The organism is Nakamurella endophytica (assembly GCF_014646215.1).
GTDB classification, from domain to species: Bacteria; Actinomycetota; Actinomycetes; order Mycobacteriales; family Nakamurellaceae; genus Nakamurella; species Nakamurella endophytica.
Genome location: NZ_BMNA01000005.1, coordinates 153,772 through 178,180, shown reverse-complemented (window position 1 = coordinate 178,180; position 24,409 = coordinate 153,772). Strand labels below are relative to the sequence as shown.

General features: G+C 73.3%; 25 protein-coding genes and 1 tRNA gene. 20 read left to right on the top strand and 6 right to left on the bottom strand.

Going from position 1 to position 24,409, the window contains the following annotated elements; all coding sequences use genetic code 11:
* Positions 1-37: 37 nt before the first annotated feature.
* The 3 genes from IEY37_RS14490 to IEY37_RS14480 are packed head-to-tail and all read right to left on the bottom strand — an operon-like array spanning position 38 to position 2,818.
* Complete coding sequence (locus tag IEY37_RS14490; RefSeq protein ID WP_188942752.1) at positions 38-901, bottom strand: ATP-grasp domain-containing protein; 864 nt, start codon at positions 899-901, stop codon at positions 38-40.
* Positions 898-1,500: a DUF1003 domain-containing protein gene (locus IEY37_RS14485; RefSeq protein WP_188942750.1), complete on the bottom strand. Its 603-nt coding sequence runs from the start codon at positions 1,498-1,500 to the stop codon at positions 898-900. The genes IEY37_RS14490 and IEY37_RS14485 overlap by 4 nt, the downstream gene beginning before the upstream one ends.
* Positions 1,493-2,818 (bottom strand): magnesium transporter MgtE N-terminal domain-containing protein, encoded by a 1,326-nt coding sequence (locus IEY37_RS14480; RefSeq protein WP_188942748.1) that lies wholly within the window; start codon positions 2,816-2,818, stop codon positions 1,493-1,495. Before IEY37_RS14480 ends, IEY37_RS14485 begins: the two co-directional genes overlap by 8 nt.
* 205 nt (positions 2,819-3,023) lie before the next feature.
* On the opposite strand from IEY37_RS14480, the gene IEY37_RS14475 reads away from it, so the two are divergent.
* From IEY37_RS14475 to IEY37_RS14420, 12 genes are all read left to right on the top strand, one after another.
* Positions 3,024-4,058 (top strand): FKBP-type peptidyl-prolyl cis-trans isomerase, encoded by a 1,035-nt coding sequence (locus tag IEY37_RS14475; RefSeq protein ID WP_188942746.1) that lies wholly within the window; start codon positions 3,024-3,026, stop codon positions 4,056-4,058.
* Between the two features lie 105 nt (positions 4,059-4,163).
* Positions 4,164-5,459: an inorganic phosphate transporter gene (locus IEY37_RS14470; protein ID WP_188942744.1), complete on the top strand. Its 1,296-nt coding sequence runs from the start codon at positions 4,164-4,166 to the stop codon at positions 5,457-5,459.
* A 14-nt stretch (positions 5,460-5,473) separates the two neighbouring features.
* Positions 5,474-5,734: a hypothetical protein gene (locus IEY37_RS14465; protein WP_188942742.1), complete on the top strand. Its 261-nt coding sequence runs from the start codon at positions 5,474-5,476 to the stop codon at positions 5,732-5,734.
* 37 nt (positions 5,735-5,771) lie between these two features.
* Positions 5,772-6,098 carry a DUF3349 domain-containing protein gene (locus tag IEY37_RS14460; protein WP_188942740.1) on the top strand — a complete coding sequence of 109 codons (327 nt, stop codon included), beginning with the start codon at positions 5,772-5,774 and terminating at the stop codon, positions 6,096-6,098.
* Positions 6,099-6,107: 9 nt separating this feature from the next.
* On the top strand, positions 6,108-6,410 hold the full coding sequence (locus IEY37_RS14455; RefSeq protein ID WP_188942738.1) for a DUF3349 domain-containing protein: 303 nt from the start codon (positions 6,108-6,110) through the stop codon (positions 6,408-6,410).
* Between the two features lie 88 nt (positions 6,411-6,498).
* A complete protein-coding gene (locus IEY37_RS14450) occupies positions 6,499-6,984 on the top strand; it encodes a MauE/DoxX family redox-associated membrane protein (RefSeq protein ID WP_229674446.1) in 486 nt (161 codons plus the stop codon).
* A gap of 78 nt (positions 6,985-7,062) precedes the next feature.
* A complete protein-coding gene (locus IEY37_RS14445; protein WP_188942733.1) occupies positions 7,063-7,959 on the top strand; it encodes a DsbA family protein in 897 nt (298 codons plus the stop codon).
* A gap of 50 nt (positions 7,960-8,009) precedes the next feature.
* Positions 8,010-8,082: transfer RNA gene (locus IEY37_RS14440), tRNA-Ala, on the top strand.
* A 114-nt stretch (positions 8,083-8,196) separates the two neighbouring features.
* Positions 8,197-10,014 (top strand): gamma-glutamyltransferase family protein, encoded by a 1,818-nt coding sequence (locus IEY37_RS14435; RefSeq protein WP_188942731.1) that lies wholly within the window; start codon positions 8,197-8,199, stop codon positions 10,012-10,014.
* Between the two features lie 138 nt (positions 10,015-10,152).
* On the top strand, positions 10,153-11,910 hold the full coding sequence (gene ctaD, locus IEY37_RS14430) for an aa3-type cytochrome oxidase subunit I (RefSeq protein ID WP_188942729.1): 1,758 nt from the start codon (positions 10,153-10,155) through the stop codon (positions 11,908-11,910).
* A gap of 102 nt (positions 11,911-12,012) precedes the next feature.
* Positions 12,013-13,227 (top strand): phosphoserine phosphatase SerB, encoded by a 1,215-nt coding sequence (gene serB / locus IEY37_RS14425; RefSeq protein WP_229674445.1) that lies wholly within the window; start codon positions 12,013-12,015, stop codon positions 13,225-13,227.
* The gene (locus IEY37_RS14420; RefSeq protein ID WP_229674444.1) at positions 13,224-14,039 is read left to right on the top strand and encodes an aminoacyl-tRNA hydrolase; all 816 of its coding nucleotides are present in this window, start codon (positions 13,224-13,226) and stop codon (positions 14,037-14,039) included. Before serB ends, IEY37_RS14420 begins: the two co-directional genes overlap by 4 nt.
* 1 nt (position 14,040) lies before the next feature.
* Here IEY37_RS14420 and IEY37_RS14415 read toward each other — a convergent pair whose 3' ends face one another.
* Genes IEY37_RS14415 through IEY37_RS14405 form a run of 3 tightly spaced genes read right to left on the bottom strand, consistent with a single transcriptional unit; the run spans position 14,041 to position 17,987 of the window.
* On the bottom strand, positions 14,041-16,038 hold the full coding sequence (locus IEY37_RS14415; protein ID WP_188942725.1) for an alpha-amylase family protein: 1,998 nt from the start codon (positions 16,036-16,038) through the stop codon (positions 14,041-14,043).
* Positions 16,039-16,057: 19 nt separating this feature from the next.
* Positions 16,058-16,663: an isochorismatase family protein gene (locus IEY37_RS14410; protein ID WP_188942723.1), complete on the bottom strand. Its 606-nt coding sequence runs from the start codon at positions 16,661-16,663 to the stop codon at positions 16,058-16,060.
* Positions 16,664-16,682: 19 nt separating this feature from the next.
* Positions 16,683-17,987, bottom strand: coding sequence for a nicotinate phosphoribosyltransferase (locus IEY37_RS14405; protein WP_188942721.1), 1,305 nt, complete (start codon positions 17,985-17,987; stop codon positions 16,683-16,685).
* Positions 17,988-18,177: 190 nt separating this feature from the next.
* On the opposite strand from IEY37_RS14405, the gene clpS reads away from it, so the two are divergent.
* The 8 genes from clpS to murI all read left to right on the top strand — a co-directional run bounded on the left by clpS (position 18,178) and on the right by murI (position 24,391).
* Positions 18,178-18,468, top strand: coding sequence for an ATP-dependent Clp protease adapter ClpS (clpS, locus tag IEY37_RS14400; RefSeq protein WP_188942719.1), 291 nt, complete (start codon positions 18,178-18,180; stop codon positions 18,466-18,468).
* A gap of 15 nt (positions 18,469-18,483) precedes the next feature.
* Positions 18,484-19,035 carry a DUF2017 domain-containing protein gene (locus tag IEY37_RS14395; RefSeq protein ID WP_188942717.1) on the top strand — a complete coding sequence of 184 codons (552 nt, stop codon included), beginning with the start codon at positions 18,484-18,486 and terminating at the stop codon, positions 19,033-19,035.
* Between the two features lie 84 nt (positions 19,036-19,119).
* Complete coding sequence (locus IEY37_RS14390; RefSeq protein WP_188942876.1) at positions 19,120-19,527, top strand: M67 family metallopeptidase; 408 nt, start codon at positions 19,120-19,122, stop codon at positions 19,525-19,527.
* Between the two features lie 61 nt (positions 19,528-19,588).
* Positions 19,589-19,924 carry a MoaD/ThiS family protein gene (locus tag IEY37_RS14385; protein ID WP_188942715.1) on the top strand — a complete coding sequence of 112 codons (336 nt, stop codon included), beginning with the start codon at positions 19,589-19,591 and terminating at the stop codon, positions 19,922-19,924.
* Positions 19,924-20,877: a PLP-dependent cysteine synthase family protein gene (locus IEY37_RS14380; protein ID WP_188942713.1), complete on the top strand. Its 954-nt coding sequence runs from the start codon at positions 19,924-19,926 to the stop codon at positions 20,875-20,877. The genes IEY37_RS14385 and IEY37_RS14380 overlap by 1 nt, the downstream gene beginning before the upstream one ends.
* A gap of 65 nt (positions 20,878-20,942) precedes the next feature.
* Positions 20,943-21,665, top strand: coding sequence for a rhomboid family intramembrane serine protease (locus IEY37_RS14375; RefSeq protein WP_229674443.1), 723 nt, complete (start codon positions 20,943-20,945; stop codon positions 21,663-21,665).
* Between the two features lie 117 nt (positions 21,666-21,782).
* Entirely contained in the window at positions 21,783-23,531 is a 1,749-nt protein-coding gene (locus tag IEY37_RS14370; RefSeq protein WP_188942711.1) for a hypothetical protein, read from the top strand.
* 47 nt (positions 23,532-23,578) lie between these two features.
* Positions 23,579-24,391 carry a glutamate racemase gene (gene murI / locus IEY37_RS14365; protein WP_188942709.1) on the top strand — a complete coding sequence of 271 codons (813 nt, stop codon included), beginning with the start codon at positions 23,579-23,581 and terminating at the stop codon, positions 24,389-24,391.
* Positions 24,392-24,409 lie beyond the last annotated feature (18 nt).

The following is a 24,409-nucleotide window of genomic DNA, read 5'->3' as shown; positions in this document are numbered from 1 at the left end:
CTGCCGCCCCGGACGCGTTCGTCCGGTGGGTCGCAGCTCACAGCCCGTCGGTGATCCGGTCCAGCGCGGCTCGGGCGAGGGCGGCGGCTCCGCCGGGCGCGTGCCCGAGGAACAGGCCAGGCTCGATCAGCTCCAGCTCCATCAGCAGCGGCGCAGGCCCGGGGCCCACCAGGTCCACCCGCGCATACAGCAGGTCGTCGGCGCCGCCGGGGACCCGGGCCAGCGCGGCGTCGGCCACGGCCCGCTCGTCGTCGGTGGGCCGGTGCGGCCCGGTGGTGCCGCCGTGCCGCTCCTGCACCAGGTAGCCGCCGTCGGCGGGCACCTTCCGCACGGCGTGCGAGTACCGGCCGTCCAGGAAGACCAGCGACCGCTCGCCGAGAGCCACGTCCGGCAGGAACGGCTGCACCAGCACGTCCCGGTCGGCGGCCAGCGTCCGCAGGTGCTCCAGCGCCGCGGGCGAGCCGGCAGGGAACAGGCCGACCCCGCGACCACCGGCCGACACGGACGGCTTGACCACGACCCGGTCCGCGTCGACGTCGGGCAGCACCGGGTCCGGGCCGGCCGGGACGACGGTGGTGGGCACCACCGGCACCCCGGCGGCGGCCAGCCCGGCCAGGTAGGTCTTGCGGGCGTTCCAGCGGACCACCGGCAACCGGTTGACGACCGGGAACGGCAGGGCGTCGAGCACGGCCAGGTACTCGTCGAGCCGGCCGCTGTAGTCCCAGGTGCTGCGGATGACGGCCAGGTCGGCCGGCAGGTCGCCCAGTGCGGGGTCGTCCCACTCGCGGACGGCCGGGACGGCGCCGAGGTCGGCCAGCGCCTGCGCGAGCGGCCGGAGGTCCCGGTCGTGGTCGCCGATCCCGGCGGCGGTGAGCAGGACGACGCGCGGCGCGGCGGTCATCCGCTGACGACCGTCCCGACGGGGTCGCCGTCCGCGAGCACCGGGAGCGACCCGCCACCGCCCTTGCCGCCGGACTTGCCGCCCTGCTTGCCGGACTTGCCGGACTGCTTGTCCCGCGGCGGGCGGCCGGCGGCCATGTCCTCGAGGTCCCCGCGCAACCGGTCGATCTCGCCCCGCAGGTAGTCCCGGGTCGCGATCTCGCCGATGGCCACCCGCAGCGCGGCCAGTTCCCGGGCCAGGAACTCGGTGTCGGCCTTGGTCTGCGCCGCCCGGGTGCGGTCCTCCTCCAGGCTGATCCGGTCCCGGTCGTCCTGCCGGTTCTGTGCCAGCAGGATCAGCGGCGCCGCGTACGCGGCCTGCGTGGAGAACGCCAGGTTCAGCAGGATGAACGGGTACGGATCCCACCGCAGGTGGACGGCCGCCAGGTTCAGGGTGATCCAGGTGATCACCAGCAGGGTCTGCCAGAACAGGAACTTGCCGGTACCCAGGAACCGGGCCAGGTTCTCGGAGAACCGGCCGAACGCCTCGGGGTCGATGTCCAGGCCGAACCGCCGGCTGGTGCGCGGCTGGTCCAACCGGCGTCCGCGGGCCTCAGGCACGGCCGGCTCCTCTCGGTCGTGCCGGGATCCGGGCCGCCGCGGTCCGCGGGCGCTCGCCGATGCCCATCTCGGCCAGGCCCAGCTCCCGCCAGTTCTCCGGCAACAGGTGGTCGAGCACGTCGTCCACGGTCACCGCGCCTAGCAGGTGGTCCTCCTCGTCGACCACCGGGGCGCAGACCAGGTTGTAGGCGGCGAAGAAGCGGGTGACCTCGGCCAGACCGGCGCCGGGGGACAGCCGGGCCATCTCGCTGTCGACCGCGCCGGCAACCAGCTCGAACGGCGGTTCCCGCAGCAGCCGCTGGGTGTGCACGCAGCCCAGGTAGCGGCCCGTCGGTGTGGCCTGCGGCGGGCGGCAGACGAAGACCATGGACGCCAGCGCCGGCGTCAGGTCGGGGGAGCGCACCCGCGCCAGCGCCTCGGCGATGGTGGCGTCCGGGGTGAGCACGACGGGCTCCGGGGTCATCAGGCCACCGGCGGTGTCGAACGAGTACTGCAGCAACCGGCGGACCGGTCCGGACTCCTCCGGCTCCATGAGCTCCAGCAGCCGCTCGGAGATCCCGGACGGGAGCTCGGCCAGCAGGTCCGCCGCGTCGTCGGGATCCATCGCCTCCAGGATGTCGGCGGCGCGGCCCTCGTCCAGGTGGGAGAGCAGGTCCTTCTGGTCCTCCTCGGGGAGCTCCTCGATGACGTCCGCCAGCCGCTCGTCGTCCAGCGCGTCGGCGACCTCGTACCGGCGTGCGGCCGGCAGGTCCCGGATCACCGTGGCGGCGTCGGCGGGGCGGATGCCCTCGAACGACGCGAGCAGCTGCTCGGTGCCGGTGATCGTGGTGCCGGTCAATTCGGCCGGGTCGAGCCCGCGGACGTCACCCCAGGCCAGCACCTGCACCGGTGTGCGCCGGGCCAGCCGTCCGGCCCGCTCGCGCACCGCGACCTTGGCGACCACCCAGTCGCGGGTGCGGGTGGGTTCGATGGCCACGTCCACCAGCGTGGCGGACCCGGCCGTGGTGGCGATCCGCGCCCGGGCGCCGAGCAGCTGCCCGAGCAGCAGCACCTCGAGCCGCCGCTGCTCGAACCGGCGCAGGCTCACCGACCCGCTGGTCAGCGCGATGCCGCGCGGCTCGATCGAGGCCACCCGCAGCATCGGCACGAAGATCGGCCGGCGGGTCGGCAGGTCGACGACGATCCCGAGCACCCGCGGGGGATGCCGGTCGAGTCGCAGCGCCGCGACGATGTCGCGGACCTTGCCGATCGACTCGCCGGCCGACCCGAACACCGGGAGACCGGCCAGTTGGGCGACGAAGACGCGTTGACCGGCCACGCCACAGAGGGTAGGTCTCCGCCGGGCCCGCACGGACCGGACCGTCCCGGGACCTCGCCCAGCTCGTTCACACCTGGTCGACAGCAGGTCTGCGTAGGGTGGGCCGTCGGACCGCCGCTCCGCCACGGTCCACCCGTACGCACGTCATCCCTGTCCTGTCCGCGACGTCGCGCCGCGCAGGAGTACCACCGGAGGAACCTCTCGTATGCGCATCCGCGCCGTGCTCGCCGCCCTGCCCCTCGTCCTGCTGGCCGCCTGCGGATCCGGCACCAGCAGCACGCCGACCACGGACGGCGGGGCCAGCGGGTCGAGCGGGGCCAGCGGCTCCACCGCATCGCCCGCCGCCACGCTCGGGCCGGCGGTTCCCGCGGCCACCGTCGTCGCGGCGGCGGTGCCCGCCGACCAACTGCCGACGGCCACCGGCGGCTTCGGGCAGAAGCCGACGCTGACCTTCCCCAAGGGCAACCCGCCGCCCAGCCTGCAGCGCCGGATCCTGGTGCAGGGCAACGGCGCCACGGTCGGCAAGGGCGACTACCTGGTCACCAACTACCTGGGCCAGACCTGGGGCGGCAAGGTCTTCGACAACTCCTACGACCGCAAGGCCACCTCGACGTTCCAGATCGGCACCGGGCAGGTCGTCCCGGGCTGGGACGTCGGGCTGGTCGGCCTCAAGGTCGGCGACCGGGTCCTGCTCAGCCTCCCGCCGTCGGACGGCTACGGGTCGGCCGGCAAGGCACCCGACATCAAGGGCACCGACACCCTGGTGTTCGTCATCGACATCGTCGGCGTGATCAAGTCCGACACCGCCGGGCAGGCCGACGCCGCGCCGCAGAAGCTGCCGGCCGGCCTGCCGACGATCAGCGGCGCTCCCGGCAAGGAGCCGACCATCACCATCCCCAAGGGTCTGGCGGAGCCCAAGACGAACTCGGTGCACGTCGTCGACAAGGGCACCGGCGCTCCGGTCAAGGCGGGCGGCGTGCTGGTGCAGCTGGTGGTGCGGGACTGGGCGGGCACGCAGACCCAGTCGACGTGGCCGCCGAAGAAGGGCGCGGCCGCGACGGAGAGCAGCAGCCAGGGGCTGCAGCAGATCACCGTCAGCGCCGACGGCGCGCTGGCCGGCCTGGTCGGCGTCCCCCTGGGCAGCCGGGTGCTGGTGCTCATCGCCGGCAGCACCGACCAGTCGACGGGGCAGACGCAGTCCGCCGCGGCCGCCGTGGTCGATCTCGTCGCACAGCTCTGAACCGCCGGAGCCGGCGGCGCCCCGAGGGGTGCCGCCGGCCCAGGTGAACAGCCGGTGAACAGCGGCGGAACACTGGGCTGAGCTGCGCAAACACTTCGCACGGCGATGGACTTCGTTCAGCGGCTGAACGACCATGAGGTCGTGACCGAACTCGTCATCCTGGTCCTGGTCGTGGGGACCGCCCTGGCCTTCGACTTCACGAACGGTTTCCACGACACCGGCAACGCGATGGCCACGTCCATCGCGACCGGGGCGCTCAAGCCCAAGGTCGCCGTCGCGCTGTCCGGCGTGCTGAACCTGGTCGGCGCCTTCCTGTCCATCGAGGTGGCCAAGACGGTCTCCAAGGTGGTCAAGATCCAGTACACGAAGGACGTCAAGGACGCCTCCGGTCAGGTCGTCCACCACAGCGGTCAGCCGCTGCCGTTCTTCGACGCGCCCGGCGGCCACCACCTGCTCATCACGATCGTCTTCGCCGGCCTGGTCGGCGGGATCCTCTGGAACCTGGTCACCTGGCTGCTCGGCCTGCCGTCGAGCTCCTCGCACGCCCTGTTCGGCGGTCTGATCGGCGCGGCCATCGCCGGTCTGGGCTGGTCCAGCGGCGTCGACTGGACCCTGGTGCTGTCCAGCATCGTCATCCCGGCGCTGCTCTCGCCGCTGGTGGCGCTGGTCATCGCGGCCGTCGGCACGTACCTGGTTTACTCGATCACCGCGCGGTTGGACCCCCGCCGCCGCGACCGCGGATTCCGCTGGGGTCAGATCGGTTCCGCGTCGCTGGTGTCCCTGGCGCACGGCACCGGCGACGCCCAGAAGACGATGGGCGTGATCTTCCTGGCCCTGGTCGCGCACGGGTCGCTGACCAGCTCCGACGGCATCCCGTTCTGGGTCAAGCTGTCGTGCGCGGTGGCGATCGCGCTGGGCACCTACCTCGGCGGCTGGCGGGTGATCCGGACGCTCGGCAAGGGGCTGGTGGAGATCAGCCCGCCGCAGGGGATGGCGGCCGAGGCCGCGTCCGCCGCGGTGATCATGACCTCGTCCCACCTGGGCCTGGCGCTGTCCACCACCCACGTGGCGACCGGCTCGATCCTGGGCACCGGGGTCGGCCGCCGGGGCGCGCAGGTGCGCTGGAACATCGCCGGCCGGATGGCCGCCGGGTGGCTGTTCACGCTGCCGATCGCGGCCGTCGTCGGAGCGATCTGCTGGTGGCTGGCCGACCTGCTCAAGGGCCCGGCCGACGGACTGTTCGGCATCCTGCTGGTCTTCGCGATCCTGGTCGCCACCGCCACCGCCATCTGGCTGCGCTCGCGCCGCGCCCCGGTGCACGCCGGCAACGTCAACGAGGAGTGGGACGGTGCGCCGCGCGCTGCCGCCGACGCCTCGCCCCGCACCCCGGCCTCGGTCTGAGAAGGGACGACACCGTGTCCGCCGTCTGGAGTTCCGTCGCACCGATCTGGAAGGTGCTGCTCGTCGGCCTGGTGCTCGGCGCCGGCCTGCCCGCCCTGGTGGCCCTGGGCATGCGATCGCTGGCCGTCGGCAGCGACGGGCCGCGCGGCCGCACCAGTCCAGCCGGGATCGCCGGCGCCGCGGTGTGCTTCCTCGTCGTGGCGGTGGCCGTCATCGCCGGGCTGGTGGTGCTCACCGCCTCCAAGACGTTCCTGGCCCGCTGGGGCCTGTCCTGACCCGCCACCCGCACCGCACCGCACCCGGAGGGACCTGATGACCGAGCGGACCGGCTTCTTCTCGTCGGTGGTCTCGTGGCTGCGCGCCGGCTACCCGGACGGAGTCCCGCCCAAGGACTGCCTGCCGCTGATCGCCGTGCTGCGGCACCGGCTCACCGACGTCGAGCTGGACGAGATCGTGGCTACCCTGGTCGAGTCGGGGGAGCTGGAGATCGACCGCTCGCGGATCGGCGAGGTCGTCGGCGAGGTGTCGCGGCAGCCCCCCAGCGACGAGGACGTGGCGCGGGTGTCCGCGCGGCTGGCCGCCGGGGGCTGGCCGCTCGCGCCGGACGCGGACGTCCCCGCCGCCGCCGGACCGTCCTGAGGGAGAGGCATGATCGAACGCCCGGCCTTCCTCCGGGCCGTCATGGGGTGGCTGCGTGCCGGGTACCCGTCCGGCGTGCCCGAGCAGGACTACGTCCCCTTGCTGGCGCTGCTGCGGCGCCGGGTCACCGACGAGGAGATCGCCTGGATCGTCGGCCAGCTGACCGAGGGCGGCCGCCCGCCGTTCGGCACCGCCGACATCGGGGTGCTGATCACCAAGGTGACGCAGGACATGCCGCACGCCGAGGACGAGGCCAGGGTGCGGGACCGGCTGGAGGCCGCCGGGTGGGCCGTGGAGACCACCGGGCGCTGAGCCGGCTCCGTCCGCTCCTCCACCGGGTCACCTGGTTCCGGGACGGTGTCCTCACCGTCCGCCCATGTCGGACCGCTACCGTCGGCCCGTGACCACCCGGCAGCGCGTCCTGGACGCGGTGACGCTCGTCGCCCGGCTGGGCCTCGCGGCGGTGTGGTTGGTCTCCGGCTCCATCAAGGCCGCCGACCTGACGCAGACCCGGCTGGCCGTCCGGGCGTACCGGCTGCTGCCGGTGTCCGTGGCCGACACGGTGGGCCTGATCCTGCCGTTCCTGGAGCTGGCGCTCGGGTTGCTGTTGCTGGTCGGTCTGGCCACCCGGCTGACCGCGGTGCTGTCCGCGGTGGTGCTGTTGGTGTTCATCGGTGGCGTGGCCTCGGCCGCGGCCCGGGGGCTGTCGATCGACTGCGGCTGCTTCGGTGGCGGCGGCCAGGTCGCCGCCGGCCAGACCGCGTACACCGCGGAGATCCTCCGCGACACCGGCTTCCTGGTGCTCGCGGCGGTGCTCGTCCGGTGGCCCTGGACACCGCTGTCCGTGGACCGGTTCGTCCTGGACCGTGCGGCGAGCCGGGCATAGTGGGACCGGCGGGCCGGCCGGGGACGCCGGCAGCGCCCCGGCGCGAGCAGAGACACAGACGACGCGGAGGTAGGGACAGTGGCGGACGGCCGGCGGACGGGCCAGACCAGTGGCGGCAAGGGCGGCCGGGCGGCGTCGGGCAAGGGCGGGGCCGGTCGCCGCGGGACCGGGCCCGCCCCGCGCACCACCGGCGGCGCCCGGCCGGCCGCCGGACGATCCACCGCCGCCCGCCAGTCCGTGGCCGCGGCCCGGCGCACCAAGCCGGGCTCGAACCGCACCCAGCTGATCATCGGCGGCGTCGCGGTGGTCATCATGATCGCCGTGGTGGTCGTCGGCCTTGTCCTCAACGCCAACCAGGGCAAGGCGACCTCGGACTACGGGGCCTCCACCAAGTCCACGGCGACGCTGTCGGCCGACGGCGTGGTCACCGTGTCCGCACCGGGCAGCACCCCCAAGGCCACGCTCGACTTCTACGAGGACCCGATGTGCCCGTTCTGCGCTCTCTTCGAGCAGCAGTACGGCGACCAGATCAACGAGAACGTCGACAAGGGCACCCTGGCGGTCCGGTACCACATGCTCGACTTCCTGAACGCCAACTCGCACTCCGGGGACTACTCGACGCGGGCCTCGGCGGCGATGATGTGCGTCGCCCAGGACAGCGGCACCCGGGCCGGTGGCTTCCTGTCCTATCTGGAGAAGCTGTTCGCGCAGGGCACGCAACCGGAGGAACAGGGGTCGTCGGACCTGTCCAACGCCCAGCTGGCCGAACTCGCGACGCAGAACGGCGCCTCGTCCGCGGCCGCCTCGTGCATCACCTCCGGCGCGCAGATCGACCTGGCCAAGACCGAGTCCGCCGCCGGGCAGGCCCAGCTCAAGGCCGCGCTCGGCAGCCAGTGGGGTACGCCGACCGTGCTGCAGGACGGCAAGCAGGTCAACACCAACAGCACCGACTGGCTCACCAAGATCGTCGGCTGACCCAGATTAGGGGGCGGCCCCGGTGACTTGCTAGAGTTGCCGGGCAGCTCGGGGCTGTGGCGCAGCTGGTAGCGCACCACACTGGCAGTGTGGGGGTCAGGGGTTCGAGTCCCCTCAGCTCCACCCGGACGACAAGGGCCGCACCGTCACCGACGGTGCGGCCCTTGTTGCATCTGCGGCCCCCGCGCGGTCGGGCCCGCGTGCACCGTCGACCCCGCCCGGGACGAGTATGGGCCGATGGCGACGACGCGACCCGAGTTGTGGGGCACCTTCGGCATGGTGGCCTCCACCCACTACCTGGCCACCGCGGCCGGCATGGCGGTGCTGGAGGCCGGCGGGACGGCGGTGGACGCGGCCGTCGCGGCCGGCTTCGCGCTGCAGGTGGCCGAGCCGCACCTGAACGGTCCGGGCGGGGACCTGCCGCTGCTGTTCGCGCGGCCGGACGGGCCGCCGACGGTCCTCTGCGGGCAGGGGGTCGCCCCGGCCGGCGCCACCGTGGACCACTACACCGGGCTCGGACTGCAACTGGTCCCCGGATCCGGGTTGCTGGCCGCCGCCGTCCCCGGCTCGACGGCCGCCTGGCTGACCCTGCTGCGCGACCACGGCACCTTCGAGTTGGAGACGGTGCTGCAGTACGCCGTCCACCTTGCCGAAGGCGGGGTGCCCGTGCTGCCCACCATCGCCAGGGCGGTGCAGAACGTCGAGCAGCTGTTCGCCGACGACTGGACCACCTCGGCCGAGCTGTACCTGGCCGACGGCCGGGCACCACGTCCCGGCAGCGTGCTGCGGAACCCGGTGCTCGCCGGTACCTACCGCAAGCTGCTCGCCGCGGCCCGCAGCGGCGCGTCCCGGGAGGCCAGGGTCGACGCCGCGCTGCAGGCCTGGACCCAGGGCTTCGTGGCGGAGGCCGTCGACGCGTTCGCCCGCCGGGAGTTCCTGGACTCGTCGGGGGAGCGGCACGCCGGCGTGCTCACCGGTGCGGACATGGCGTCCTGGCGGCCCACCTACGAGGACCCGGTCACGGCCCCGTTCGGCGAGTGGACTGTCGCCAAGACCCGGCCGTGGGGCCAGGGGCCGGTGCTGCTGCAGCAGCTGCGCATGCTCGACCTGCTCGGCGTGCCCGAGGACGTCGACGGCGCCGAGTTCGTGCACCGCGTGGTGGAGGTCGGCAAGCTGGCCTTCGCCGACCGCGAGGCCTGGTACGGCGACGCCCTGCCCGTGCCGATCGAGGCCCTGCTCTCGCCGGCCTACGCGGCCGAGCGGGCGGCCCTGATCGGGGAGCGCGCCGACCTCTCGCTGCGGCCCGGGAGCCCCGACGGCCGGGAGCCCCGGTTGGCGTCCTTCCCCGAGGCCGCCACGGCCGCCGGGATCGGCGAGCCGACCGTGGCCCGGACCGGTGACCGCCCGCCGCCGATCGACGCCGGGACGGGCGAGTCGGCGGACCGGGCCGGCCGAGACGGGCGCTCGCCGGGCGACACGTGCCACGTCGACGTGGTCGACCGCTGGGGCAACACCGTGGCCGCCATGCCCAGCGGCGGCTGGCTGCAGTCGTCCCCGGTGATCCCCGCGCTGGGGTTCCCGCTCGGCACCCGGCTGCAGATGTGCGCGCTGCAGCCGGGGTTGCCGACGACGCTGACCCCGGGCACCCGCCCGCGCACCACGCTCTCGCCGTCGATGGCGCTGCGCGACGGGCGGGTCGAGCTGGCCTTCGGCTCACCCGGCGGCGACCAGCAGGACCAGTGGCAGCTGAACTTCGTGCTGCGGCACCTGTCCGGCGGCCGCAACCTGCAGGAGGCGATCGACTCGCCGTCGTTCCACAGCACGCACTTCCCGAGCTCGTTCTACCCGCGGGACGCCCACCCCGGTCAGGTCGTCCTGGAGGACCGGTTCGCCCCCGAGGTGCTGGCCGAGCTCGAGCGCCGCGGCCACCGGGTGCAACTGTCCGGCGGCTGGACGCTGGGCCGGATGTGCGCGGTCGCGCGGGACCGGGACAGCCAGGTGCTGCGCGCCGGGGCCGATCCCCGCGGCGCCCAGGCCTACGCCGCCGGCCGCTGACCGGGTGACGGGAGCCGCCCGGGCCGAAACCACCGGCTCCGGAGCTCGCTTCTACGATCTGTCGGACTAAGCTCCATCTCAGATCGCCCGGCCGCGTGCGGCCCGAGGACGGTCGCCGTATCGAAGTGGAGGAGTGCCGTGACGGCTGTCGTGCCCCGCCCGGTCGTGTCGAGGGCGTACCCGGTCAAGCGGCAGCGGCCCGGTGTCGCCCTGCTCGGCTTCCTGCGGACGACGGACCCCAAGACCCTGGGGAAGATGTACATCTGCACCGCGACCTTCTTCTTCCTGGTCGGCGGTGTGATGGCGCTGCTGATGCGGGCCGAGCTGGCCAGGCCGGGGCTGCAGTTCCTGTCCCAGGAGCAGTACAACCAGCTGTTCACCATGCACGGCACGATCATGCTGCTCTTCTATGCGACGGCCATCGTGTTCGGCTTCGCCAACTTCGTGCTGCCGCTGCAGATCGGCGCCCCGGACGTCGCCTTCCCGCGGTTGAACGCGTTCTCCTACTGGTTGTACGCGTTCGGGGCCACGATCGCGGTGGCCGGCTTCTTCACCCCGAACGGCGCTGCGGCCTTCGGCTGGACGGCCTACACGCCGCTGTCGGACAACACCAACTCGCCGGGCGCCGGCGGGGACATGTGGATCATGGGTTTGGCCGTCTCCGGCCTCGGCACCATCCTCGGCGCCGTCAACATGATCACCACGGTGATCTGCCTGCGTGCCCCGGGCATGACGATGTGGCGGCTGCCCATCTTCACCTGGAACATCTTCGTGACGTCGATCCTGATCCTGATCGCGTTCCCCATCCTGACGGCCGCGCTCTTCGGGCTCGCGGCGGACCGGCACTTCGGCGCGCATGTGTTCGACCCGGCCAACGGCGGCGCGATCCTCTGGCAGCACCTGTTCTGGTTCTTCGGGCATCCCGAGGTCTACATCATCGCGTTGCCGTTCTTCGGGATCGTGACCGAGGTCTTCCCGGTCTTCTCGCGCAAACCGGTCTTCGGCTACCGCGGCCTGGTCTACGCGACGCTCTCGATCGCGGCGCTGTCCGTCGCGGTGTGGGCGCACCACATGTTCGCCACCGGCGCCGTGCTGCTGCCGTTCTTCAGTTTCATGACGTTCCTCATCGCGGTGCCGACCGGGCTGAAGTTCTTCAACTGGATCGGCACGATGTGGAAGGGGCAGATCACCTTCGAGACGCCCATGCTGTGGGCGGCCGGCTTCCTGGTGACCTTCCTCTTCGGCGGCCTGACCGGCATCATCCTGGCGGCCCCGGCGCTGGACTTCCACGTCTCGGACACCTATTTCGTGGTGGCGCACTTCCACTACGTGCTGTTCGGGACGATCGTTTTTGCCACGTTCTCCGGGATCTACTTCTGGTTCCCGAAGATGACCGGCCGGTTCCTGGACGAGGGGCTGGGCAAGGTCCACTTCTGGACGACCTTCGTCGGGTTCCACCTGACGTTCCTGGTGCAGCACTGGCTCGGCACCATCGGCATGCCCCGTCGGTACGCCGACTACCTGCCGACCGACGGGTTCACCACGCTGAACATGATCTCGACCATCGGGTCCTTCGTGCTCGGCGCGTCCGTGCTGCCGTTCATCTGGAACGTCTTCCGGTCGCTGCGCTACGGCGAGGTCACCACCGCCGACGACCCGTGGGGCTACGGCAACTCGCTGGAGTGGGCGACGAGCTCACCGCCGCCGCGGCACAACTTCACCTCGCTGCCGCGGATCCGGTCCGAGCGCCCGGCCTTCGAGCTGCACCACCCGGAGATGGTCGAGCGGCTGCGGGTGGAGGCACACCCCAGCCGCAGCTGGGAGCCCCTGTCCGACCTGGAGTCGAGTGCGCACCTGAAGATCCCGAACGAGGCGTCGTCGACCTCGACGTACTGACCCGCCACCGACCGCGCGGACCGCGGCGCCACCCCGGCGCCGCGGTTCCGTCGTTCCAGGCCCGGGCGTCGACCCGGGCCCCGACCAGGGATGCGCCTGCCCATGTCCACCGTGCTCATCACGGTCAACGGTCCCGACCGTCCCGGCCTGACCGGCGTGCTGTTCACCGCCCTGTCCGCCCACCGCGTCGAGGTGCTCGACATCGACCAGGCGGTCATCCGCGGCGCGCTGACGCTCGGCGTGCTGGTCCGCACCCCCGGTGACCCGGAGGCGCTGCAGGAGCACGTCGAGCAGGCGATGGCCTCCGTCGGGACGACGGTGCGGGTGGCCATCGACCCGCCGGGGGCGGACCAGCGCCGGTCCGCGACGCACGCCCTGGTGGTGCTCGGTCGGCCGCTGCAGGCCCGTGCCATCGGCGCGCTGGCCAGGGCGCTCGGCGAGGCAGGGGTGAACATCGAGACCATCCGCCGGGTCGCCGACTACCCGGTCACCGGGCTCGAGCTGTCGGTGACCGCCCGGGACGACGACGTGCTCCGGCTGTCCGTCGCCCGGGTCGCGGCCGCCGAGGGTGTCGACATCGCCGTGCAGCGGGCCGGCCTCGCCCGGCGGGCCAAGCGGCTGATCGTCTTCGACGTGGACTCGACCTTGATCACCGGCGAGGTGATCGACCTGCTCGCCGAGCGGACCGGGACCGGGGCCGAGGTGGAACGCATCACCGCGGCCGCCATGCGCGGCGAGCTCGACTTCGCCGAGTCGCTACGCCGCCGGGTCGCCATGCTCGCCGGCCTGGACGCCGCGGTGCTGGACGAGGTGGCGGCGGAGCTCGAGCTCACCCCGGGAGCCCGGACCACGATCCGGACCCTCAAGCGGCTCGGCTACCGCTGCGGGATCGTCTCCGGCGGCTTCACCCAGGTCGCCCGGCACCTGGTGGACGAGCTGGACCTGGACTTCGTTGCGGCCAACACCCTCGAGGTCGTCGACGGCCGGCTCACCGGGGGCCTGGTCGGCGACGTCGTGGACCGGCCGGGCAAGGCCAGGGCGCTGGAGCGCTTCGCCGCGGCGTCGGGTGTGCCGCTGGACCAGACGGTTGCCGTCGGCGACGGTGCCAACGACATCGACATGCTGACCACCGCCGGGCTCGGCGTGGCCTTCAACGCCAAGCCGATCGTGGCCGACGCGGCGGACACCGCGCTGAACCAGCCGTTCCTGGACCCGGTGCTTTTCATCCTGGGGATCACCCGGGACGAGGTCGAGGCCGCCGACGCCGCCGAGGGCCGGCTGCGAAGGGTGCCGCTCGCCGCCCCGGCCGGGCGGTGACCACGGGCGCGGTGCTGGCACCGCTGCGGGCCCGGTACGCCCGGTGGCTCGGCATGGACGCGGACCAGGTGCTCGACGACCGCGACGAGGCCGCCGTGGACGTCCGCGCCCTGCAGCTGGTGCTCCGGCTGGAGCGGGACCGGCCGCCGTCGTGGCACGGCGCGCTGGCACTCGCCGCCGCCGGCGCCGCGCTGGTCTGCCTGGACCCGCGCAGCGAGCCCGGCGGCCCCTGGCACGACGCGGTGCGCGACTACTGCGCCGGCCACATCCGCAAGGTGACCCGGCGGGCCCGCGGTGCGAGCTGGGCGGGCACCGCGGACCTGCCGGGCGTCTCCCTGGCCGCCGGCGACACCGAGATCCGCGCCCTGGTGCCGGGACGCGTGGTCGAGGTACCCAAGGCGGTGGCCAAGCTGCAGGTCGGCGGTACCGAGGTGGAACCGGACCGGCCGAGCTCCGCTCCCGACGACCCGGCCGCGCTCGAGCTGTGGCTGCCGCTGGAACCGGTGATGACGCTCGGCAAGGCCATGGCGCAGGCCGGCCACGCCGGGATGATCGCCGCGGCGCTGCTGGCCGGCGACGACCCGGCGGAGCTGGACCGCTGGTACGCCGCCGGGTGCCCGGTGCAGGTCCGCGGTCGGTCGGAGCGCTTCGCCGGGCTGGCCGCCCGACTGGCCGACCCGGCGGCGGCGTGGTCCGGGGACCGGCTGCTCGCCGTCCGGGACGCCGGGTTCACCGAGGTCGACCCGGGCACGGTGACCGTCGTGGCCCGCGCCCCGGGCGGCCGCCCCCATCCCGGTCCGTCGACCGCCTGAGTCAGCCCTGGTCGTCGCCGGCGGCGGTGATCCACACCGCGGCGTACGGCGCGAGCCACACCGAGCCGTCCGGGCCCGGCGTCACGGTCTCGCCGGAGATCCGGTCCGTGCCCCCGGCGAGCCCGTAGCGCTCCAGCACCCAGCCGGGCACCGCACGCCAGGTATCCGTGACGTTGAACAGCTCGAGCAGCACGCCCAGCGGGTGCCGGCGGACCACCGGCAGCACCCCGGGGTCGGTGACCGGGCCGATCTCCGCGGCGACGGCGGCGTGCAGCTGTGGCAGCCCGGCCCGCACGGACACCAGGTGCCGGAGGTTCGTCCACACCCGGCCGGGGACGGTCTCCGGGTGGTGCCGCTGCTCGGCGAGTTCCCAGTCCATCCGCGGCCGGTGCGCCCACCGGTTGTCGGCCTCGTGGCCCGGCTCCGAGGCCCAGTCCTCGTCGTTGGTCATCCCGAGCTCGTCGCCCATCCAGACGACCGGGATGCCGCCCCAGCCGAGCACCACCGCGTGCGCCAGGAACAGCCGCCCCACGACGATGTCCAGCTCCGGGGTGCTGCCCGGCCGATCACCGGCGCCGGGTGCCGTGCCGTCGGTGAGGGTCGCGAGCGCCGCCTCGTAGGCGGTCTCGAGGCCGGCCAGGCTCGCCGCCATGCCGCTGATCCGCCGGTCCCCGGTCTCCGGGTTGGCCTGGAACACCAGCCCGCGGGCCGGCGAGCCGGGGAACTCGCCGGCGTAGTAGTCGGCCAGGAAGCGGCGGTGCTCCCAGCCGCTGATGCCCTGCGCCGCGGCATCGGCGTCGTCGATCGCCCAACCGATGTCGTCGTGGCAGCGCAGGTAGGTGACCCACGCGGTGGTGCTCGGGGCGGGCGGCAGGGCGGCCAGCGCGTGCGCCGCCAGTCGGACGTCCCGGGACGCCAGCATCGACCAGACCTGCACCATCAGGGAGTTGTGGTAGGCGATGTCGCTCACCTTCCCGTGGTGGTGGCCCTGACCCAGGTAGTGCACCAGGTCCGCCGGACCGACGATGGCCTCCGCCTTGAACAGCACGGCTGGGCACGCGATCCGCGCCACGGCGCGCAGGGCCTGGGTGATGGCGTGCACCTCCGGCTGGTTCTGGCAGTCGGTGCCCAGCCGCTTGGACAGGAAGGCGATCGCGTCGAGCCGGAGCACCTGCACGCCGAGCCCGGCGAGGAACAGCACGGTGTCGGCGTACTCGCAGAACACGTCCGGGTTGGTCCAGTTGACGTCCCACTGCCAGGAGTTGAACGTCGTCCACACCCAGCCGGACAGCTCGTCGTCCCAGGTGAAGCTGCCCGGCGCGAAGTCCGGGAAGATCTCCGGCAGGGTCCGCTCGTAGGCGTCGGGCATGGTGCGGTCCGGGTAGACGTAGAAGTAGTCCCGGTAGCGCTGCTCCCCGGCGCGTGCCCGGACCGCCCACTCGTGCTCCGCGGCGACGTGGTTGAGCACCAGGTCGAGGACCAGGCTGATCCCGGCGTGCCGCAGGTCGGTGGCCAGGGCCCGCAGGTCCTCGACGGTCCCGAGGTTCTCGCGGACGGTCCGGTAGTCCGCCACGGCGTAGCCGCCGTCACTGTCGCCCGGCCGGGGTCGCAGCAGCGGCATGAGGTGCAGGTAGGTGACGCCCAGCTCGCGCAGGTACGGGATGCGGGCGCGCAGCCGCTGCAGGTCGCCGGCGAACCGGTCGGCGTAGCAGGCGTAGCCGAGCATGGACTCGGACTGGAACCAGTCCGGCTCGAGCGTGCGCTGCAGGTCGAGCCGGGCCAGGTCGGGGTCGCGGTCGGCGAACGCCCGCGCGGCCAGCACGACCAGGCGGTCGGACAGGTCCCGTGCGGTGTCCGCCGGGTAGACCCGGTGCAGCCCGTCCTGCAGGTCCGTCCACCACCGGTCGAGCTGCAGGCCGAACAGCTCGCGTCGGTGGGTGGGCGCGGCGGCCAGTTCGTCGGCGGCCAGGCGGTGGACCCGGGGCGGCGCGGGCGTCATCGGGACAGTGTCCCCGCCGTCAGTCCTCGAGTTCGACCCCGGCCTCGGCCATGGCCTCGACCGCGGCGTCCCGGTCGCCGGGGTGCAGCTCGACGAACCGGGTGAGCCGCAGCGGCACGATCGCCGCGTAGCCCAGGCCCACCGCGTCGATGGCGGTGGCCTTGACGCAGTAGTCGCCGGCGAGCCCGACGATGCGCAGCGCCGTGACGTTCCGGTCGGCGAGCATGCTGTCCAGCTCGGTCTCGTGGGTGTGCCCGGTGCGGAGGTCCAGCACCGAGAACCCCGAGTAACCGTCCTCGGGACCGGAGCCCTTGCGGACCACCGGGCCCTCGACGGGCAGCCCCGGGACGAACTCGGCGCCGGGGGTCCCCATCACGCAGTGCACCGGCCAGATCCCCCCGTCGGCGGCGAAGTGCGGGGTGTGCTTGGGGTGCCAGTCCTGGGTGTAGAGCACCGGCCCGCCGGCCTCCCGGGTCCGCTCGATCTCCGCGACGATGCCGGGCAGCAGGTCCTCGCCGCCGCGGACGTACAGCGAGCCTGCCGGGTCGGCGAAGTCGTGCTGCATGTCGACCACGATCAGGGCGGTGGCGGGGGAGTAGTCCGGGTGGCTCGCGTCCGTCGGCATCGGTCCAGTCTCCCGGACGTCAGCGCACCGGCGGCATCACGGTCGGGATCGCCGGGTCGCCCTGCGACAGCCCGAGGCCTTCCCACGGCAGGCTGACCAGCGCGCGCCGTAGGTGCTGCCGGGACTGCTCGAGGTTCGGCAGGCCGGGGAGCACGGCGCCGTCCCGGACCAGTGGGACGGCCAGCTCGACGTCGGTCTCCTCGCGCCGGTCGGGGCCCTGTGCCTGCAGGTACACCACCTCCTCGGTGGCGGTGCCGGACGCGCGGTAGCGGCGCAGCGCGGACTTCGCGCCGCCGTGCGACGCCTTGTTCTCGCTGCGCTTGGCGACCGGCCGGCCGTCGACCTCGACCAGCTTGTAGACCATGCCGGCGGTGGGCGCACCCGAGCCGGTGACCAGCGACGTGCCGACGCCGTACATGTCGACCGGTTCGGCGCGCAGCGCTGCGATGGCGTACTCGTCCAGGTCGCCGGAGAGCACGATGCGGGTGGCCGACGCGCCGAGGCCGTCCAGCTCCTCGCGGGCCGCCCTGGCCAGCGGGCCGAGGTCCCCGGAGTCGATGCGGATGGCGCCGAGCGCGGTGCCGGCCACCTCGATCGCCGTGCGGATGCCCTGGGTGATGTCGTAGGTGTCGACCAGCAGCGTCGTCCCGGTGCCCAGCGCGGCGATCTGGGCGCGGAAGGCGTCGGCCTCCGTGTCGTGCAGCAGCGTGAAGGCGTGCGCGGCGGTGCCGCCGGTGGGGATGCCGTACCGGCGGCCGGCCTCCAGGTTCGACGTGCTGGTGAAGCCGGCCAGGTACGCGGCGCGGGCGGCGGCCACCGCCGCCTCCTCGTGGGTCCGCCGCGAGCCCATCTCGATCAGCGGCCGGTCACCGGCGGCGGACGCCATCCTGGCCGCCGCCGAGGCGATGGCGCAGTCGTGGTTGAGGATGGACAGCGCCAGGGTCTCCAGCACCACGGCGGAGGCAAAGCTGCCGCGCACGGACAGCACCGGGGATCCCGGGAAGTACAGCTCGCCCTCACGGTAGCCGTCGATGTGGCCGTCGAACCGCCAGGACGCCAGGTACTCGACGGTGCGGCGGGCCAGGAACGGTTCCAGGCGGGCGAGCGTGCCGTCGTCGAACCGGAAGTCGGCCAGGGCGTCGAGGAGCCGGGCGGTGCCGGCCACCACGCCGTAGCGGCGGCCGTGCGGCAGCCGCCGGGCGAAGACCTCGAAGACGCAGGGGCGGTCGGCGGAGCCGTCGGCCAGGGCCGCCTCGAGCATGGTGAACTCGTACTGGTCCGTCAGCAGCGCGGTGCTGACCCGGCTGGTCGCGGCGGCGGGCATTCCGGGAGCGTAGAGGCCCGCCGCGGCAGAGGCTCCGTGCGACACTGGACGGGTGAGTCGCCGTCACCCGCATCGCTGGTCGGCGGCGCCGGGGCCCGCCGTCGCGACGGTGCCGGTCGCTGTGCCGGTCCCTGTGCCGGTCCCCGTGCCGGTCGCTGTGCCGGTCGCCGTCAGGGCGTCGGGCGGGTCGGTGGCCACCGCCCCGACCCGGCAGGACCAGCCGGTCGAGGACGTGGTCGCGGCCACCGACGCCCCCTGGGTCACCATCGTGTGGAACGACCCGGTCAACCTCATGTCGTACGTGACGCTCATCTTCCAGCGCGTGCTCGGCCACCCGCGGCCGCGGGCCGAGGCCCTGATGCTGGACGTGCACCACAAGGGCAGGGCGACGGTGTCCGTCGGGACGCGGGACGCCATGGAGGCCGACGTTGCGAAGCTGCAGGCAGCGGGGCTATGGGCGACCATGGCCCAGGACCGCTGAGGGCCGCTGCCACCCGTGCGCCCGTTCCGCCGTCACCGCGGCCGCTACACCGCCACCTTCGAGGCCGGCGAGGTCGCGGTGCTGTCCGACCTGCTGGACCAGGTCCGGCACCTGCTGGCGCAGCGCCGGGCGCAGGCGGCCGGGACGGCGGATCCGCTCGCGGTGATGACCGGCATGGTGACCGGACCGTCGGACGCGCCCGACGACCCCGCCCTGGCGCGGCTGCTGCCCGACTTCCACCGCGACGACCCGGTGCTGTCCGCGGGCCTGCGGGTGCTGCGGGAGCCGGGCATCGTCGCCGGCAAGGACGCCGCGGCCGTCGCCGTCCTGGACTCGCTGCCCCGCGGCGGCGGCACCGTGCATCTGTCCGCCGAGCTCGCCGAGTCCTGGATCGCCGCGCTCAACGACATCCGGCTGTCCATGGGTGTCCGGCTCGGCATCACCGAGGACGACCGGGAGCCGCCGGGCGTCGGTGACGACCCGGACGGACCCGCGGCGGCCGCCTACCACGTGTACCGCTGGCTCTCGGCGGTGCAGGACTCGCTGGTCGGTGTGATGCTGGCCTGACCTGGCCGGACGGCGCCCGCAGCGGCCCGTCGGCCGCGGACGGGTCGATAAGCTGACCGGGTGACGCTCCGCATCCCGCGCTCGATGGTCGACGAGATGGTCGAGCACGCCAGGGCCGACCACCCGGACGAGGCGTGCGGCGTGGTGGCGGGGCCGGCCGGCAGCGACCGGCCGGAGCGGCTGGTCCGGATGTTGAACGCGGAGCGCTCGCCGACCTTCTACCGGTTCGACTCCGCCGAGCAGCTCCGGCTGTACCGCGAGCTCGACGCCCGCGACGAGGAGGTCGTCGTGGTCTACCACTCGCACACCGCGACCGAGGCGTACCCCAGCCGGACGGACGTCTCGTACGCCGGCGAGCCGCAGGCGCACTACGTCCTGGTGTCCACCCGCGACCCGGACTCGGCGGAGATCCGGTCCTACCGGATCGTCGACGGCACGGTCACCGAGGAACCGCTGGACATCATTCCGGCCGCCGAAGGCGTTGCGACCTGACAGTCCCCCCGGGACACCCACCCGGCAGCCCCCGCTGCCGACCGACGAGGAGAGACAGACCATGAGCGTTGCCGTGTCCGTGCCGACGATCCTGCGGCCGATGACCAAGGGCGAGAAGTCGGTGACCGCCGAGGGCGGCACGCTGGCCGAGGTCATCTCCGACCTCGACGGCCGGTACGCCGGGCTGGGTGACCGCCTGGTCAAGAACGGCACGCTGCACCGGTTCGTGAACATCTACGTCAACGACGAGGACGTCCGGTTCACCGGCGGGCTCGAGACGGCGGTGTCGGACGGCGACCAGGTGACGATCCTGCCTGCCGTCGCCGGAGGCGACAGTCGGGCTCAGGTCGCCGGAGGCGACAGTCGGGCACAGGTCGCTGGGGGCTCGGGAGCGTGATGGCGCGGTACGACAGCCTGATCGACGCGGTCGGCGGCACCCCGCTCGTCGGGTTGCCCCGACTGTCCCCGTCGCCGACGGTCCGGCTCTGGGCCAAGCTCGAGGACCGCAACCCCACCGGGTCGGTCAAGGACCGCCCGGCGCTGGCGATGGTGGCCGCCGCCGAGGCCGACGGGCGGCTGCGTCCCGGGTGCACGGTCATCGAACCGACCAGCGGTAACACCGGCATCTCGCTGGCCATGGTGTGCCGCGTCAAGGGCTACCGGCTGATCTGCGTCATGCCGGAGAACACCTCCGAGGAGCGGCGGCTGCTGCTGCGCGCGTACGGCGCGCAGATCATCCCGTCGCCGGCGGCCGGCGGGTCCAACGCGGCGGTGGCGCTGGCCAAGGAGCTGGCCGCCGACCACCCGGACTGGGTGATGCTGTACCAGTACGGCAACCCGGACAACGCCGCCGCGCACTACCGCACCACCGGCCCGGAACTGCTGGCCGACCTGCCGTCCATCACCCACTTCGTCGCCGGGCTGGGCACCACCGGCACCCTGATGGGAGTGGGCCGGTATTTGCGCGAGAAGGTCCCGGACATCGCCATCGTCGCGGCGGAGCCGCGCTACGGGGAGCTGGTCTACGGGCTGCGCAACCTGGACGAGGGATTCGTGCCCGAGCTGTACGACGAGAGCGTGCTCAGCACCCGGTACTCGGTCGGTCCGGAGGACGCGGTGCGCCGCACCCGGCAGCTGCTCGAGGTCGAGGGCATCTTCGCCGGGATCTCCACCGGCGCCGCGCTGCACGCGGCGCTGGGCATCGCGACCCGGGCGGTGCGCGACGGGCAGCGGGCCGACGTCGCCTTCGTGGTCTGCGACGCGGGCTGGAAGTACCTGTCGACGGGCGTGTACGGGGCGACCGACGACGCGGCGGCCGCGGGCGGCCTGGAGGGCCAGCTCTGGGCGTAGCGACCGGTCCCCGGTCAGGGTTTCTCCCCGATCCCGCGGTCGAGCCGCGTCGGTAGCGTGGTGCCATGACGATGCCCACGCTGCCCACCGGGCCCGCCACCCCGGCCCGCCGCGGGTCGATGCTGCTGCCGGCCGCAGTCCGGCCGGCCGCGGTGACCGTCGGCGTGCTGGCCGTCGTACTGGTGCTGGTGCAGACGGCCAACTCGGTCACCGGCTACTGGCTGGACGCGCACCTGGGCATCCAGGCGCGGACGGTCGCCGGGCTGGACGGGGTGCTGGCCGCCCCGCTGCTGCACGCGTCGTGGCAGCACCTGCTGTCCAACATCGTCCCGCTGGTGATCTTCGGCTTCCTGGTGATGGTGGGCGGCGTCCGGCAGTTCGTCGCGGTGACCGTGCTGGTCTGGCTGGTGTCCGGGCTGGGTGTCTGGCTGGTCGGTCCCGCGCACGCGGTGACGGTCGGAGCCTCCGGCCTCGTCTTCGGCTGGCTGGCCTACCTGGTCTCGCGCGGCATCTTCACCCGGACCCTGAGCCAGATCCTGGTCGGCGTGCTGCTGCTGGCCATCTGGGGCGGCATCTTCTGGACCGGCATCGTGCACGTCGTGCTCACCCCCGGCTCGTCGGGCGTCTCGTGGCAGGGGCACCTGTTCGGTGCGATCGGCGGGGTGCTCGCCGCGTTCCTGGTGGCCCGCGCCGACGGTCCACGCCGTCGCCGGGCCGCCGCCGTGGGTGGCGCCGGCGGGAGCGACCGGTTCGGGACGGCGGTGCCGCCGGGGTTGCCGCGATCCTGAGCCCGGTTCCTCCGACACGCCTGTCGGTATTGCCGGGAACCGGACACCTCGCAATACTCCGTGCACCGGCATGCCCGTCAGCCCGACGGCGGACCGGTCGGCGGACGGGGTTCGACCATGGCAGCACCGGCAGTACGGGCACGTCGAGGGCTCACCGCGGCCGCCGTGACGGCCTGCCTGATCGGGCTCGGGATCGTCGCGCCCCCGCCGGCGGGAGCGGCGACCTCGGCGAGCACCACCGAGACGCGGCCGTTCGAACCCGGCGAGGACGACGCCGGCGGGGTGCTGACGCCTCCGCGGTCGAACGCGCCGTCCCGGGTCCCGGCGGCCGGACTGCCGCGCCCCGTGGGACGTGTCGTCGTGACGGATGCGGCGGCCAAGCGCGCCGAGGGGTTGAGCCTGCGGGACACCCGTGACGCCAACGGCGGCAACCAGTTCAGCCTCGAACCCCCTGACCAGGCCCTCTGCGTCGGCGGCACCGAGGTGATCGAGGGCGTGAACAACGTCTTCGCCACCTACTCGACGTCGGGAGCCAGGACCTCGGCACCGCAGGCGTACACGCCGTTCTGGAACGACGGTGTCGCGGAGGTCGACCGGACCACGGGCACCTACGGCCCGTTCGTGTCCGACCCCAAGTGCTACTTCGACCCGGTGCTGCACCGGTTCTTCATGACCGAACTGCAGCTGGGCACCAACCCGACCACCGGGGACTTCACGGGCGACAGCTACGAGAACATCGCGGTCAGCCGAACCGCGACGCCGGGTACCAGCGCCGCCGACTGGTACCTGTACCGGATCGACGTGCGGAACGACGGCACGCACGGCACGCCGAGCCACGCCGGATGCCCCTGCCTGGGCGACCAACCGCTGATCGGTGCCGACACCTACGGCTTCTACGTCACCACCAACGAGTTCTCGATCGACGGGCCCGAGTTCAACGGGGCGCAGATCTACGCGTTCGACAAGGCGGCCCTCGCGGCGGGGACGCTGCGCTACCAGCGGATCGAGACGAACGGCACGCCGCTCGCCGAAGGGACCGCCTACAGCGTGCAGCCCGCCACGTCCCCGGTCGCGGCCGACTGGTCGACCGCGAACAACGGCACGGAGTACGCGCTCTCCGCTCTGGACTTCACCGCCACGCTGGACGACCGGATCGCCGCCTGGGCGCTCACCAACACTCGGAGCCTGACGACCGACCACCCGGCCGTGACGGTGTCGCGGACGGTGATCGGCAGCGAGGTGTACGGCCAGCCGCCGTCGGTGCAGCAGAAGTCCGGTCCGTACCCGCTCGGCCAGAGCCTCAAGGACAAGCTGAACCTGCTCCAGTCCAATGACGACCGGATGAACCAGGTCGTCTACGCGGGCGGGAAGCTGTGGAGCGGGGTCAACACCGCGGCGAAGACCGAGAACGGCCCGACCACCACCGCCATCGCCTACTTCGTCGTCCGGCCGACCGCGACGCCGACGAGCGTCTCGGCGACGATGGCCCATCAGGGATACGTGTCGGTGAACCGCAACTCCGTGATGTACCCGTCCATCGGCGTCGCTCCCGGCGGTACCCGAGCGGCCATGGTCTTCACGCTCGCCGGCCCCGGCTACCACCCGTCGACCGCCTACGTGCGCCTGTCGTCGTCCGGTGCGCCGACCGGCCCGGTGTCGATCTACGGTGCCGGGACGAAGCCTGCCGACGGCTTCACCGGATACCCGCAGTACGGGGGCAACGGCCAGGAGCGCTGGGGTGACTACTCGGCCGCCGTCGCCGACCCCGGTGGCACCGTCTGGGTGGCCGCCGAGTACGTCCCCGGCACCTTCGGGTACCCGCCGTACCTCGCCAACTGGGGCACCGCGATCGGCGCCATCGGCTGACGGCGTCCCGGGCCGGCGGCGGGCCGGCCCGGGTACCGTCACCGGACGTGGACGACGCACCGATCGGCATCTTCGACTCCGGTGTCGGCGGGTTGACCGTGGCGCGGGCGGTGATCGACCAGCTGCCCGGGGAGCGGGTGCGGTACGTGGGGGACACGGCCAACGGCCCGTACGGCCCGCTGCCGATCGCCGAGGTGCGGCGGCACGCCCTCGCCGTCGCGGACGAGCTCGTCGAGTCCGGCGTCAAGCTCCTGGTCATCGCCTGCAACACGGCGTCCGCGTCCTGCCTGGCCGACGCCCGGGAGCGGTACCCGATACCGGTCGTCGAGGTGATCCGCCCGGCCGTGCGGCGGGCCGTCGCCGCCACCCGCACCGGCCACATCGGCGTCATCGGCACGTCGGCGACCATCGCGTCGGGCGCCTACCAGGACGCCTTCGACGCGGCCCGCGACGTGACGGTGCGGGCGGTGGCCTGCCCGTCGTTCGTGGACTTCGTGGAGCGCGGCGTGACGTCGGGTCGCCAGGTGCTGGGTCTGGCCCAGGCCTACCTGGCCCCGCTGCAGCGGTCCGAGGTCGACACCCTGGTGCTCGGCTGCACCCACTACCCGCTGCTCACCGGGGTCCTGCAGCTGGTGATGGGGGACGGCGTCACCCTGGTCTCCAGTGCGGAGGAGACCGCCAAGGAGGTCTACCGGCGGCTCACCGAGGCCGACCTGCTGGCCGAACCCGACCCGTCCGGAGCCTCCCCGCAGCACGAGTTCCGCGCCACCGGCGATCCCGAGCCGTTCGCCCGGCTCGGCCGCCGGTTCCTGGGACCGGAGATCCGGACGGTGACGGGCGGTCGGCTGGCCGTCGGCTGAGCCCTAGGCTCGGCACAT

Coding starts and splice junctions, on each gene's coding strand:
- IEY37_RS14415 (WP_188942725.1), bottom strand. CDS start 16,038: ATGACGCCCGCGCCGCCCCGGGTCCACCGCCTGGCCGCCGACGAACTG.
- serB (WP_229674445.1), top strand. CDS start 12,013: ATGTCCACCGTGCTCATCACGGTCAACGGTCCCGACCGTCCCGGCCTG.
- IEY37_RS14385 (WP_188942715.1), top strand. CDS start 19,589: ATGAGCGTTGCCGTGTCCGTGCCGACGATCCTGCGGCCGATGACCAAG.
- IEY37_RS14390 (WP_188942876.1), top strand. CDS start 19,120: ATGGTCGACGAGATGGTCGAGCACGCCAGGGCCGACCACCCGGACGAG.
- IEY37_RS14405 (WP_188942721.1), bottom strand. CDS start 17,987: ATGCCCGCCGCCGCGACCAGCCGGGTCAGCACCGCGCTGCTGACGGAC.
- IEY37_RS14435 (WP_188942731.1), top strand. CDS start 8,197: ATGGCGACGACGCGACCCGAGTTGTGGGGCACCTTCGGCATGGTGGCC.
- IEY37_RS14490 (WP_188942752.1), bottom strand. CDS start 901: ATGACCGCCGCGCCGCGCGTCGTCCTGCTCACCGCCGCCGGGATCGGC.
- IEY37_RS14410 (WP_188942723.1), bottom strand. CDS start 16,663: ATGCCGACGGACGCGAGCCACCCGGACTACTCCCCCGCCACCGCCCTG.
- IEY37_RS14455 (WP_188942738.1), top strand. CDS start 6,108: ATGATCGAACGCCCGGCCTTCCTCCGGGCCGTCATGGGGTGGCTGCGT.
- IEY37_RS14460 (WP_188942740.1), top strand. CDS start 5,772: ATGACCGAGCGGACCGGCTTCTTCTCGTCGGTGGTCTCGTGGCTGCGC.
- IEY37_RS14370 (WP_188942711.1), top strand. CDS start 21,783: ATGGCAGCACCGGCAGTACGGGCACGTCGAGGGCTCACCGCGGCCGCC.
- IEY37_RS14375 (WP_229674443.1), top strand. CDS start 20,943: ATGACGATGCCCACGCTGCCCACCGGGCCCGCCACCCCGGCCCGCCGC.
- IEY37_RS14475 (WP_188942746.1), top strand. CDS start 3,024: ATGCGCATCCGCGCCGTGCTCGCCGCCCTGCCCCTCGTCCTGCTGGCC.
- IEY37_RS14470 (WP_188942744.1), top strand. CDS start 4,164: ATGGACTTCGTTCAGCGGCTGAACGACCATGAGGTCGTGACCGAACTC.
- IEY37_RS14380 (WP_188942713.1), top strand. CDS start 19,924: ATGGCGCGGTACGACAGCCTGATCGACGCGGTCGGCGGCACCCCGCTC.